The following is a 12,470-nucleotide window of genomic DNA, read 5'->3' as shown; positions in this document are numbered from 1 at the left end:
CTCCCTTTCTATGCCGGTTAGGCGGTCTTCAGGTTCGGGTGGACGATCTCGCCGCCGCGGGTGACGACGGCGGCCTGCAGGATCTCGTCCTCGAAATTGGGCTCGAACGCGCCTTCCTTGTTCAGGAACAGGGACGAGAGCGCGAACAGGTTGCGCGAATAGAGCGCCGAGGCGTCGGCGGCGATGCGGCCGGGCAGGTTGGCGTGGCCGAGGATCTTGGCGCCGTTGGCGGTCACCACGGTCTCGTTCAGCTTGGCGCCCTCGACATTGCCGCCCTGCTCGATGGCCAGATCGACCAGGATCGAGCCGGCCTTCATCGACGCCACCTGGGCGGCGCTGACCAGCTTGGGCGCCGGGCGGCCCGGGATCAGGGCGGTGGTGATGACGATGTCCTGCTTGGCGATGTGGCTGGAGACCAGTTCGGCCTGCTTGGCCTGGTACTCGGCCGACATCTCCTTGGCGTAGCCGCCGGCGGTCTGGGCGTTCTTGAACTCCTCGTCCTCGACGGCCAGGAACTTGGCGCCCAGGCTCTCGACCTGCTCCTTGGTGGCGGGGCGCACGTCGGTGGCGGTCACCACGGCGCCCAGGCGGCGGGCGGTGGCGATGGCCTGCAGGCCGGCCACGCCCACGCCCATGATGAACACCTTGGCCGCGGCGACGGTGCCGGCGGCGGTCATCATCATCGGCAGGGCCTTGCCATAGGCCTCGGCGCCCTCGATCACGGCGCGATAGCCGGCGAGGTTGGCCTGGGACGACAGCATGTCCATCACCTGGGCCCGCGTGATGCGCGGGATGAATTCCATGGCGACGGCGCTGGCGCCGGCCTTGGCCAGGGCGTTCAGCGTGTCCTTGTCCTGGTAGGGATTGAGGGCGGCCGCGACGATCGCGCCGCTTTTCAGGGCCGCGATCTCGGCGGCCTCGGGCGCGCGGACCTTGAACAGGACGTCGGCGTCCTTGATCGCGTCCTTGGCGGTCTTGGCGAGCTTGGCCCCGGCCGCCTCGTAGTCGGCGTCGAGGTAGGAGGCGGCGGTTCCGGCGCCGGCCTCTACCACCACCGAGAAGCCGGCGGCGGTCAGTTTCTTGACGGTCTCGGGCGTCGCGGCGACCCGCGTCTCGCTTGCGCGGGTCTCTTTCGTGACGGCGATGACGGCCATCGGCATACCTCCCCCGGAGCGTTGTTCGCTCTCCGAACCGGCGCGTTTCGCAGCGGCCCAAGATCCCAAAGTTGAAACGACGTTCGACGAAAAGCTAACACTTTCGTCGAACGTCGCTCCAGCAGCTTGGAGCGCTCTTTAGGGGAGGTTCTTGCCCTTTGTCGAGGATTGTCCACGCATCGGGCGCAAAAAATTGCCGATGTCTACCGGTGTCAGTGAGCCGGGGCGGCCTTTTCCCGAAGGAACACAATGCCCAGGGCGGTCATCACGACGGCCACGCCGGCCGAGGCGATGAAGCCGGCCGGGGTGCAGAACAGCAGGGTGAAGAAGGTGACCAGCACGGCGATGGCGAGCGAGCCCCACTTGGTCATCTTGCCGAAGGCGTCGTAGGTGGCGGCCTGTTCGTGGATGTCCATTTCACCGCGGTGGTAGTCGGACGCTTGGTTGCCCATCGGCGGGGGTCTCCTGGATTTTTCCCTGATCAACGGTATAGCAACCCCGGCGCGGGGCTCAAGCCGGGGCGTCGCCATGCCGCAAACGAGGGGCGATCGCCTTCAGCCCAGCAGCGCCCGCGCGCGGACGGCCACGCTCGCCGCGTCCAGCCGCGACAGGTCGTCGGTCGCCAGGGTGTGCAGGTGGCGTGAATAGTCCAGCAGCGGATCGGGCCCGAACAGGCCAAGGGTCGTCGTCCCCACCGCGGCCGAGAGGTTCATCGGTCCGGAATTGTTGCCGACGAAAAGGTCCGCCCGCGCCATCAGCGCCGAACCGACGTCGAACTTGAGGTCGCAGACATTGAGTTCGGTGACGCCGTCGGGCGAGCCGGCCGCCAGCAGGGCGTCGACCCTGGCCTTGTCCTCGAAGCCGCCCAGCCAGAAGCGCGTGCCGCCCTTGTCGGCGAGCGCGGCGCTGAGGGCGGCGAAGCCGTCCAGCGGCCACATGCGGCGCGCCTCGCTGGCGCCGACGCCATAGACGACCCATGGCCGGGGCAGGGCCCCGAAGCGGGCGTCCACCGTTTCCAGCGCCGTCCGGGTGGGGTTCATGGCCGGCTCGCGGCTGGTCACCGCCAGGCCGTGGGCGGCCTCGAAGGCGGCCAGCTTGTCGATGCGATGGGCCGGGCGCATGGCCTTGGGCAGGTAGGGGCCGTGGGTCAGCCAGCGCTGCTGGGCGTGTCCCATGCCAAAGCCCCGCCGGTCGGGCACGCCGGCCAGGGCCGCGCCGATGGCGGGGCGGTCGATCTTCTCGAGGATCCACACCGCCCGCGGCCGGCGGGCGCGGCAGAGGGCATGGAAATCGCGGATCTCCTGCAGGTTCCTCCAGGTCCCCGAGCGGTATTCCAGATAGTCGATGGCCGTGATGCAGGTCTCCGCGCCCAGGAGGTCGCGGGCGCGGCTCGACGGGCGGGCGGCCAGCAGCACGGTCTTTTCCGGCGTCTGGGCGGCGATGGCGCGCAGGGTGGGCAGGTGCCAGGTCAGGTCCCCCACGCCCCGGTCGGGCATGTAGACCATGACGAGGCCCCGGCCCGCCTCGGCCGGAACGGCGGGATCCAGGGTCATGCCCAGGCGGCCAGAAGTCCGCGGAGCCCGGCGACGAAGGCCAGGGGCTGGTCGAGCATCACGTGGTGGTCGGCGTCGGGAATGGGCAAGCGCAGCACGTCCTTGGGCATTTGGGCGATCATATAGTCCAAGGTCTCGGCGTGCATAAGCCCGGACCGCTCGCCCCACATCAGCGCGGCGGGGCAGGCGATCTCGCTCAGAAGCTGGCCCAGGTCGGGCATCGAGAACCGCTGCCAGATGGCCGGGTCGAACTTCCAGGTCCAGCCGCCCTCGACCTGTTTCAGCGAGCGGCGGGCGATGTAGTCGGCGATGTAGAGGTTCTCGCAGGGCTGCGGCGGCGCCAGGCGAAAACGCGTCAGGGCCTCCTCCAGGGTCGGATAGACCTTGGTCCCGAAGCCCGAACGCGGCGGGGGACCCTTCCAGCGCTTTTCCGGCGGCTGGATCGAGGTGTCGACCAGGATCGCCCCGCGCAGGCGCTCGGGGTGGCGGGCGGCGCAGAACAGGGTCGGAAAGCCGCCGAACGAGTGGCCCACGAAGATCGGCTTCACCCCGCCGGCCTCCAGCCCAGCGGCCTGCACGGCGGCGAAGGCCTCGGCCGCGAAGGTGTCGGCGCTGTAGGCCTGCCGCCAGCCGCTGCCGCCCATGCCGGCCCAGGAGATCGCCGCCACCCGCCAGTCCTTGGCGAAGAACGGCGCGATGAAGCTCCACCAGTCGGCGTGGGCGCCGTTGCCGTGCAGGAACAGCAGGCCCGGCTTGCCGACCTCGCCCCAGGTCAAAAGCTCGATGGGCGTTCCCTCGACCTCGATGGTCGAACGCTCGGGTTCGACAGCCATGGTCGCTTCGAACCAGGCCGGGGCGGGCGGGGGCTCGCCGTTGAACGGGCCGAGCAGCGAGGCGGTCAGGGTCTGGTCGTCGGCCATGCTCAGGCCTCCTCGCGGAAGGCGATCTCGCCGGGGCGAGGCTTGCGGGGGCCGAGCGCCTTGAAGACGCCCGTGCCGGTCATCAGGGTGCGTTCGCCGGTCCAGATGCGGCCGCGCACGGTGAAGATCCCGTCCTCTTCAGCCAGCAATTCGCCCCGGCCCTCGACGAATTCGCCCAACTGCGCGCCCGACAGGAAATCGGTCATCAGCCGCACCGTGACCCAGGAATAGGACTTCTTGAGCGAGATCAGCCGGCCCCAGGCCATGTCGGCGAAGCTCATCAGCATGCCGCCGTGGCAATTGCCCAGGCCGTTGGTGTGGTGCTCTTCGACCCGGAAACCCAGCGTGGCCTCGCCGAGCCCGTCGGCGCGCTCGTACAGTGGTCCGATCTGTCGGCCAAAGCCCCGCGTCCAGTTCAGCTGGGCGTAGCCGGGCGGGATGGCGGCGCTCTGGGCCTCGGTCAGGTCATCGGACATGGGATGAAGTCTAACGGCCGTTTGAATGAGGCCGCAAGACCCTCTTCCCATGGGAGAGGTGTCGGCGAAGTCGACGGAGAGGGGAGGGAGCCTACGCCCTCACCTCGCCGAACTTGCCCGCCTGGTAGTCCTGGATCGCCTGGACGATTTCTTCGCGCGTCGTCATCACGAACGGTCCGTGCGAGACGACCGGCTCGCGGATCGGGTCGGCGTGGCCCAGCAGCAGCACCGCGCCGTCGGCCGAGGCCAGGTCCAGCCCGTCGCCGTCGGTCAGCTCCACCAGGTTGAAGGCGCCCGCCGTCTTGTCGCCGATCATGACCGCGCCGCGCACCACATAGAGGAACACCGCACGCCCGGATGGGATCGGCAGCGACAGGGTCGCGCCGGGCTCCAGCCGCACGACGCTCATGGCCACGCCGGTCAGCGACGCGATCGGGCCCGTCACGCCGTCCGCCTCGCCCGAGATCAGTTCGATGGTCGCGCCGTCCTTCTCGATCTTGGGGATGTCGGGCGCCTGCAGGCCGATATAGCGCGGAGCGGTCATCTTCAGGCGGCTGGGCAGGTTGACCCACAGCTGCAGGATCTCCAGCGGCCCGCCGCTTTTCTTGAAAGCCTCGGGCGACAGCTCGGCGTGCACCAGGCCGCTGCCGGCCGTCATCCACTGCACGCCGCCCGCATCGATGACGCTCTCGTGGCCGCCGCTGTCCAGGTGCGACAGCTGGCCCTCGAGGATGAAGGTCACGGTCTCGAAGCCGCGATGCGGGTGGGGGCCGAACGGCAGGCCGTGATTGCCGGGGCGGTAGACCTGCGGGCCGTGATGGTTGAGGAACAGGAACGGATCCAGCTGGCCGATCGCCGGACCGGGCAGGGGGCGGCGGGTGGTCAGATCGCCGATGTCGTCGCGATAGGCGCCGTGCAGGCGGGCGATGGTGCGGGTCATGGTCACTCCTTGGCCCGAAAACCTCGTCCTTCGACAGGCTCAGGAAGAGGTTTTCTACTCGGCGGTCTGCAATAGCCCTCATCCTGAGCTTGTCGAAGGACGAGGGCGGTTCCGCGTTCGACTCAGCTAAGCCCAGCCGCTCCCAGCACGGCCTTCTGCCGCTCCGCCAGCCCTTCCTCCGAGAAGCCCTCCAGCGAGGCCTCGAACAGGGCGCGCCAGTTGTGGCGGGCGCCCAGGTGCAGGAAGGCCGCGCCCAGGCCGATGGCGGCGCGGTCCATGAACACGAACTCGCGCGGGATGACGATGCCGCCGACCGATTTGAGCGCCTGGCGCACCTTGAAGGCCTCGCGTCGGCCGTACTCGCCGGGCGGCACGTCGTCGGCCACGGTGCGCACGCGATCGTCGAGCAGCGGGCCGTAGATGAACCGCGCCCAGACGTTCAGCACGTCCACGAGTTCGTCGGTGAGGTTGGTGAAGCCCCAGCTGCGATAGGCCTCGACCTGGCCTGTCCGGTCGTCTTCGGACAGGGCGCGGTAGAGCCGCACCACCCCGCCCACGAAGCGCGGCGGGAACACCCGGATGCAGCCGAAGTCGAGCAGGTTGAGGTGCGCCGCGCCTTCCCCGCCGAAGGTGTAGTTGCCCAGGTGCGGGTCGCCGTGGATGACGCCGATATGGGTCATCGGACCCCACCAGGCCTCGAAAAGCAGGGCGGCGATGCGGTCGCGGGTTTCCTGGGGGGCGGTCTTGAAGGCCATCAGCCCTTGGCCGTCGAGCCAGGTCATGGACAGCAGGCGTTTGGTGGAAAGCTCGCGGACCGGCTGCGGCGTGCGGATGTCGTCGCGGCCGGCGAAGAAGCCGCCATAGACCGCCATCATCCGGGCCTCGCGGTCGTAGTCCAGCTCCTCGCGCAGGCGGTCGCCGACCTCCTCGATCATCTGCGTGGGGTCGATCGAGCCGTCCATCTTCCTGAACAGGCCGACCAGGGCGCGCAGCTGGCCAAGGTCGCTTTCGACGGCGCTCTGCATATCGGGATACTGGAGCTTCACCGCCAGCCGTCGGCCGTCGGGCGCGACGGCGCGGTGCACCTGGCCCAGCGACGCGGCCGCGGCGGCTTCGTGCTCGAAGCTCTGGAACTTGCTGGCCCAGTCGGCGCCCAGCTCGGCGGCCATCCGCCGGCGGACGAACGGCCAGCCCATGGCCGGGGCGTTGGTCTGAAGCTCGGCCAGCTCCTTGGCGAACTCCGGCGGCAACAGGTCGGGCACCGTGGCGAACATCTGGGCCGCCTTCATCAGCGGGCCCTTCAGGTTCCCCAGCGCCGCCTTCAGGGCCTTGGCGTTGCGGGCGTCGGCGTCGTCGCCGGCGAAGACGCGATTGGCGCCGTAGCTGACGGCCGCACCCGACAGGCCCGCCCCGACCTTGGCGAAGCGGGCCAGGCGGCCCGAGAGGCGGTCGCGTTCGGGGTCAGACATCTAGATCCTCCCCCTGAAGGGCGAGGTGGCGCGAAGCGCCGGAGGGGGGAGTGATTTCCCCGCCGGCCGAACTTCCCCCTCCGTCGGCTGCGCCGACACCTCCCCCTTCGGGGGGGAGGATCTCTAGGGCGACTTCGCTCACACCAGCGCCTCGAACTCGTCGATCAGCCGCTCCAGCTGCCGGCAGCCCGCCGCCCAGAAGGCCTTGTCGCGGGGATTGAGGCCGAAGGGCTTCAGCGCCTCGACATAGGTCCGGGTGCCGCCGGCGGCGAGCAGCTCCTCGTAGAGCGGCGCGAAGCTTTCCGGATCCTCGCGGCGCTTCTCCATCAGGCCGCGCACCAGGAGGTCGCCGAACGCGTAGGCGTAGACGTAGAACGGCGCGTGCACGAAGTGGCTGACATAGGCCCAGTAGTGCTCGTAGCCCTCGTTGAGCACGACGGCGGGGCCCAGGCTCTCGGCCATGGTCTCCATCCACAGCGCGCCGATCTGGTCGGGCGACAGCTCGCCGTCCTGGCGAGCGGCGTGGAACCTGCGCTCGAAGCGGTGGAAGGCGATCTGGCGGACCACGGTGTTGAGCCCGTCCTCGATCTTGCCGGCCAGGAGCCCCTTGCGGTCGGCGGGCGTGGCTTCGGCCAGCAGGCGGTCGAACACCAGGCCCTCGCCGAAGATCGAGGCCGTCTCGGCCAGGGTCAGCGGCGTGTCGGCTAGCAGGGTGCCCAGCGGCGCGCACAGGGTCTGGTGCACGGCGTGGCCCAGCTCGTGAGCCAGGGTCAGCACGTCGCGCCGCTCGCCCATGTAGTTCATGAAGACGTACGGATGGCGGTCGGCCGTCACCGGGTGCGAATAGGCGCCCGACTGCTTGCCGGCCCGCGGGCGGGCGTCGATCCAGGGCTGGGCGAAGAAGGTTTCGGCCGTGTCGGCGAACTTCGGGGCCAGGGCCTGGAAGCTTTCCAGCACAACGTCCTTGGCCTCCGACCAGGGATAGGTGCGCGGCTGGGTGGCGTCGAGCGGGGCGTTGCGGTCCCAGTAGTCCAGGGTCTTGCGGCCCATGGCCTTGGCCTTCAGCGCATAATAGCGGTGCGACAGGCGCGGATAGGCCTCGACCACGGCCGCTTCCAGGGCGTCGACGGCGTCGGCGTCGACCTCGTTGGCAAGGTGGCGCGAGTGGGCCGGGTCGTCATAGCGCCGCCAGCGGTCCTCGACCTGCTTTTCGAAGGCCAGGGTATTCATCACCAGGGCCTGGGTGGAGGCGCGCTCGGAAAGGGCCTGGGCCAGGCCGTCGGCGGCGGCCTTGCGGCGGCGCACGTCGGGGTCGGACAGGCGGTTCAGCGCCTCGGGCAGGGTCAGCTGTTCCTTGCCGACCTTCGCGCTCAGTTTGGCCAGGGTCTCGTCATAGAGCCGCACCCAGTTGGCCACGGCCGGGCCGCGGTCGACGATGTAGCGTTCCAGCTCGGCCGACAGTTCGTGCGGGCGCGACAGGCGCAGGCGGCGCAGCCATGGCGTCCAGCGGCGGGTCGGCTCGTGGGCCTCCAGCGCCGCGTTCAGTTCGGCGTCCTCCAGCTGGTTCAGCTCCAGCGAGAAGAACAGGCTTTCGGCGGCGATCTGCGAGGAGCGGGCGCGCAGGTCGGCCTCGAACTTGGCCCAGGCCGGGTCGTCGCGGGCGGTCGAGGCGGCCAGGCCGGCATACGCGCCTACGCCCCACAGGCCGTTGACGGCCTCCTCGTAGAGCAGGATGCCGCGATCTAGCAGCTTGCCCAGGCGCGCCGGCTCGCCGCGCGCTTCCAGGAACATGCCCTCCAGCGAGGCCAGTTCGTCGTTGGCGGCCTTGGCGGCGGCCAGGTCGGTTTCGATCTTGGGGTCCTCGCGGCCGGCATAGAGGTCGGCGAGGTTCCACTCGGGGAGGGCGTCGGGCTTGAAGGGCGCGTTCATGACAGCAAGGGATATGGCGTCTGGAGGGCGGGAGGCAATCGGGGGCGGCGGGTTTCTCCGCTCAGGTCTCGAACGCGGCGATGATGGGACAGGGTCCATGGTCGTCGGCGCCGCAAGCGTGGAGCAGGCGCGAGAGGCCCGCGCGGGCGGCCTGCAGCTCCTCGATCTTGCGGTCGAGGTCGGTGATGCGCTCGCGGGCCAGCTGCCGCGCCCGCACCCGGTCCTCGCCGGCGTCGAGCGCCAGAAGCTCGCCGATCTGCTCGAGGGTGAAGCCGGCGGCCTGGGCCGAACGGATGAAGCGCAGCCGCCTCACCGCCTCGTCGCCATAGCGCCGCACGCCGCCCGAAAGCCCGGAACCCTCGCCGCGCTCCGGCGTCTCCAGAAGGCCCCGGCGCTGGTAGTAGCGCACCGTTTCAACGCCCACGCCGCCGGCCCGGGCCAGGCCGGCGATCGTCGTCGCGCCGTTTGTCGTCGCCATCGCTTGACTCCGTACCATGGTACGGAACTCATATGAGCCCGGTCCCGCTCGCGTACAAGGAGACCGCCGTGACGTCCGCCGCTTCCACCGCCCCCAAGAAGGCCGTCCTCTACCGCATGGTGATGGACAAGCACGTCTGTCCGTACGGGCTGAAGGCCAGGCATCTGCTGCGGTCCAAGGGCTACGAGGTCGAGGACCATCACCTGACCACGCGCGAGGCCACCGACGCCTTCAAGGCCGAGCATGGCGTGAAGACCACGCCGCAGGTCTTCGTCGGCGGCGAGCGGATCGGCGGGTTCGACGACCTGCGTCGCTGGTTCGGCGCCAAGCCCCGCGATCCCAAGGCCAAGACCTATACGCCGGTGATCGCCCTCTTCGCCATGACCGCCCTGATGGCCCTGGCGGCGACCTACGCCGTGGACGGGACGCCCTTCACGGGCCGGGCGGTGGAGTGGTTCATCAGCTTCTCGATGGTGGTGCTGGCCATCCAGAAGCTGCGCGACGTCGAGAGCTTCTCGTCGATGTTTTTGGGCTACGACCTGCTGGCCAAGCGCTGGGTTCCGTACGGCTACGTCTATCCGTTCGCCGAAGGCCTGGCGGGCGTGCTGATGACGGCCGGGGCGCTGACCTGGTTCTCCGCGCCGCTGGCCCTGGTGATCGGCGGCATCGGCGCGGTGTCGGTGTTCAAGGCCGTCTATATCGACAAGCGCGACCTGAAATGCGCCTGCGTCGGCGGCGACAGCAACGTGCCGCTGGGCTTCATCTCGCTGACCGAGAACGTGATGATGGTTGCGATGGCCGTGTGGATGCTGGCGAGGGGGCATTAGATCCAAGCCTTCGGAACCTCCCCCGATGGGGGAGGCGGCCGAAGGCCGGAGGGGGGACGTTTTCAGCCGACCATGCGCTGGCCGATTTCGTAGCCACTCCCCCCACCGATCGCTGCGCGATCGCCTCCCCCAGAGGGGGAGGATCTTTTAGTGAACCCCCAGCGCTTCGGGCGTCACCGCCACGATATCGGCGTCGCCCAGGGTCACCGCGGCCAGCTGGCCAGGGACCTGGGCCAGGACGCTTTCGGCATAGACCCGCAGCAGCTGGCCGCGCAGGGCCTCGGCTTCCGGGGCCAGGGCGCCCTTGGCCAGCATCCAGCCGCCGACCGTGTCGCCCAGCAGCTTGAGGTAGGCCGTGGCGCCCGAGAGGGCGTCGGGCATGGCGCGGGCGCGGCGCTCGACCAGCCAGGCGGTGGCCGAGGCGGCGGCGTTCAGCGCGGCTTCCAGGCGGCCGGCGACCGGGGTCAGCGAAGCGTCGGCGGCCTTCAGGGCCTCGATGGTGTCGCGGATGTCGTCCATCAGGTCGGCCACGGCCTGGCCGTCGGCCAAACCGAGCTTGCGGCCGATCAGGTCGATGGCCTGGATGCCGTTGGTGCCCTCGTAGATCGGGGTGATGCGGGCGTCGCGATAGTGCTGGGCCGCGCCGGTTTCCTCGATGAAGCCCATGCCGCCGTGGATCTGCACGCCCAGCGAGGCGACCTCGACGCCGACGTCGGTCGACCAGGCCTTGGCGATCGGGGTCAGCAGTTCCTCACGCAGCTTGGCGGCCGCGCGGGTCTCCTCGTCGGCGGCCGCGTGGGCCAGGTCGGCGGCGACGGCGGTCGACAGGCAGATGCCGCGGGCGGCCTCGATCTTGGCCTTCATCAGCAGCAGAGTGCGGCGCACGTCCGGATGGTCGAACAGACGCGAGGGATAGGCGCCCGTCCAGGCCGAGCGGCCCTGCACGCGCTCGAGGGAAAAGTTCAGGGCCTGCTGGTAGGCGCGCTCGGCGATGGCGGTGCCTTGCGCCCCGACCTGCAGGCGGGCGGCGTTCATCATCGTGAACATGTGGGCCACGCCCTGGTGCAGCTTGCCGACCAGCTCGGCCTTGGCGCCTTCGAACAGCATCACGCAGGTGGGCGAGCCGTGGATGCCCAACTTATGTTCGAGACCGCCGACGCGAACGTCGTTGCCGGCGCCCATCTTGCCGTCGTCGTCGACCAGCACCTTGGAGGCCAGGAACAGCGAGATCCCCTTCACGCCGGGAGGGGCGTCGGGCGTGCGGGCCAGCACCAGGTGGACGATGTTGTCCGTCGCGTCGTGGTCGCCCCAGGTGATGAAGATCTTCTGGCCCGACAGGGTGTAGCCGCCCTGGCCGTCCGGCGTGGCCATGGTGGTCAGGGCCGCCAGGTCCGAGCCGGCCTGCGGCTCGGTCAGGTTCATGGTGCCGGTCCATTCGCCCGAGACCAGCTTGGGCAGGAACACGTTCTTGTGGCGCTCGGTCCCGTGCAGGGCCAGGGCCTCGATCGCGCCCAGGCTCAGCATCGGGCACAGGCCGAAGGCCATGTTGGCGGCCTGCACCATCTCCAGCGTGGCGATTTCCAGCGCCTTGGGCAGGCCTTGGCCGCCATGCTCGGGCGCGGCCGCCAGGCTGGTCCAGCCGGCCTCGGCGAAGGCCTTGTAGGCGTCGGCGAAGCCAGGCGCGCTGCGCACCACGCCGTTTTCCAGCTTGGCGCCCACCAGGTCGCCCTGGCGGTTGATCGGGGCCAGCACTTCCGAGGCGAACACGCCCGAGGCCTCCAGCACGGCGTCGACCGTGTCGGCGTCGGCCTCGGGATAGGCGTCGGCCAGCCGGCCGAAGTCGGCCACATGGCGCAAGGCGAAGGCGAGGTCGCGGACGGGGGCGCGGAAAGTCATGCGGGGGCCGATCTGTTCAAGCGTCGGGTTGGGGTATGTGATCCCTGTTTAGATCGCGCGGCCAATCGCGCCAAGGACCGCCTGTCGATCACGGCTTCGTGAGGAGACGCCCCTTCAACTGGACGGTGAAGTTCCTAAGTCGGGGTAATCAGCAACCGTCACTATGACAGTTTTGTCAGTTTGGAGATCTGAGACCATGGCTCGCCCCTTCGCCTACGCCATTCTGGCCGGCGCCCTTCTCGCCGCTCCCCTCGCGGCCCCGGTCGCCGCCCTGGCGCAACCGGCGACGGATCCCGCCGCCGCTCCGGCCGGGACCTGGGCCCTGGACAAGCGCCACGCCAGCCTGACCCTGCGCGTGAAGCACTTCGGCACCTCGAACTACACCTTCCGCCTGTCGGGCCTCGACGGCTCGTACGCCTACGACCCGGCCAACCCGACCGCCTCGAAGGTGTCGATCACCGTCGATCCGAAGTCGGTCGACACCGGCCTGCCCAACTTCAACAAGGAAATCTCGGACGATCCGAAGTTCTTCGACTCGGCCAAGTATCCGACGATCACCTTCGTCTCGACCAAGATCGAGCAGACCTCGCCCGGCAAGGGCAAGCTGACCGGCGACCTGACCTTCCGCGGCGTGACCAAGCCGGTGACCCTGGACGTCACCTACAACGGCTTCGCCAAGACCCCGTTCGGCTCGCAGATCATGGGCTTCTCGGCCGCCGGCAAGATCAAGCGCTCGGAGTTCGGCTTCACCCACCTGGTGCCGATGGTCTCGGACGACGTCGACCTGGCGATCGAAGCCGAATTCAATCCGAAGAAGTAAGATCCTGA

General features: G+C 69.4%; 12 protein-coding genes. 2 read left to right on the top strand and 10 right to left on the bottom strand.

The window, feature by feature from the left end:
- Window positions 1-17: 17 nt before the first annotated feature.
- The 9 genes from DDF62_RS01360 to DDF62_RS01320 all read right to left on the bottom strand — a co-directional run bounded on the left by DDF62_RS01360 (window position 18) and on the right by DDF62_RS01320 (window position 8,919).
- Window positions 18-1,160 carry a Re/Si-specific NAD(P)(+) transhydrogenase subunit alpha gene (locus tag DDF62_RS01360; protein ID WP_165832146.1) on the bottom strand — a complete coding sequence of 381 codons (1,143 nt, stop codon included), beginning with the start codon at window positions 1,158-1,160 and terminating at the stop codon, window positions 18-20.
- Between the two features lie 206 nt (window positions 1,161-1,366).
- Window positions 1,367-1,606, bottom strand: a complete 240-nt coding sequence (locus DDF62_RS01355; protein WP_116487440.1) for an aa3-type cytochrome c oxidase subunit IV — start codon at window positions 1,604-1,606, stop codon at window positions 1,367-1,369.
- A gap of 102 nt (window positions 1,607-1,708) precedes the next feature.
- Window positions 1,709-2,707 (bottom strand): glycosyltransferase family 9 protein, encoded by a 999-nt coding sequence (locus tag DDF62_RS01350; protein WP_116487439.1) that lies wholly within the window; start codon window positions 2,705-2,707, stop codon window positions 1,709-1,711.
- Window positions 2,704-3,627 carry an alpha/beta fold hydrolase gene (locus tag DDF62_RS01345; protein WP_116487438.1) on the bottom strand — a complete coding sequence of 308 codons (924 nt, stop codon included), beginning with the start codon at window positions 3,625-3,627 and terminating at the stop codon, window positions 2,704-2,706. Before DDF62_RS01345 ends, DDF62_RS01350 begins: the two co-directional genes overlap by 4 nt.
- A 2-nt stretch (window positions 3,628-3,629) precedes the next feature.
- The gene (locus DDF62_RS01340) at window positions 3,630-4,103 is read right to left on the bottom strand and encodes a PaaI family thioesterase (RefSeq protein WP_116487437.1); all 474 of its coding nucleotides are present in this window, start codon (window positions 4,101-4,103) and stop codon (window positions 3,630-3,632) included.
- Between the two features lie 91 nt (window positions 4,104-4,194).
- Window positions 4,195-5,043 (bottom strand): pirin family protein, encoded by an 849-nt coding sequence (locus DDF62_RS01335; RefSeq protein ID WP_116487436.1) that lies wholly within the window; start codon window positions 5,041-5,043, stop codon window positions 4,195-4,197.
- Window positions 5,044-5,165: 122 nt separating this feature from the next.
- Entirely contained in the window at window positions 5,166-6,512 is a 1,347-nt protein-coding gene (locus tag DDF62_RS01330; protein ID WP_116487435.1) for an ABC1 kinase family protein, read from the bottom strand.
- Between the two features lie 138 nt (window positions 6,513-6,650).
- Window positions 6,651-8,441 (bottom strand): M3 family oligoendopeptidase, encoded by a 1,791-nt coding sequence (locus tag DDF62_RS01325; protein ID WP_116487434.1) that lies wholly within the window; start codon window positions 8,439-8,441, stop codon window positions 6,651-6,653.
- A 61-nt stretch (window positions 8,442-8,502) separates the two neighbouring features.
- Window positions 8,503-8,919, bottom strand: a complete 417-nt coding sequence (locus DDF62_RS01320) for a MerR family transcriptional regulator (RefSeq protein WP_116487433.1) — start codon at window positions 8,917-8,919, stop codon at window positions 8,503-8,505.
- Between the two features lie 68 nt (window positions 8,920-8,987).
- On the opposite strand from DDF62_RS01320, the gene DDF62_RS01315 reads away from it, so the two are divergent.
- Window positions 8,988-9,746 carry a glutaredoxin gene (locus DDF62_RS01315; protein ID WP_244286665.1) on the top strand — a complete coding sequence of 253 codons (759 nt, stop codon included), beginning with the start codon at window positions 8,988-8,990 and terminating at the stop codon, window positions 9,744-9,746.
- Between the two features lie 147 nt (window positions 9,747-9,893).
- On the opposite strand, the gene DDF62_RS01310 is transcribed toward DDF62_RS01315, so the two are convergent.
- On the bottom strand, window positions 9,894-11,642 hold the full coding sequence (locus tag DDF62_RS01310; protein ID WP_116487432.1) for an acyl-CoA dehydrogenase family protein: 1,749 nt from the start codon (window positions 11,640-11,642) through the stop codon (window positions 9,894-9,896).
- A gap of 196 nt (window positions 11,643-11,838) precedes the next feature.
- On the opposite strand from DDF62_RS01310, the gene DDF62_RS01305 reads away from it, so the two are divergent.
- Window positions 11,839-12,462 carry a YceI family protein gene (locus tag DDF62_RS01305; RefSeq protein WP_116487431.1) on the top strand — a complete coding sequence of 208 codons (624 nt, stop codon included), beginning with the start codon at window positions 11,839-11,841 and terminating at the stop codon, window positions 12,460-12,462.
- The last annotated feature ends 8 nt before the right edge of the window (window positions 12,463-12,470 follow it).

It is taken from the genome of Caulobacter radicis (assembly GCF_003094615.1).
Taxonomy (GTDB): Bacteria; Pseudomonadota; Alphaproteobacteria; order Caulobacterales; family Caulobacteraceae; genus Caulobacter; species Caulobacter radicis.
This window is presented reverse-complemented; position numbering and strand designations above follow the sequence as displayed.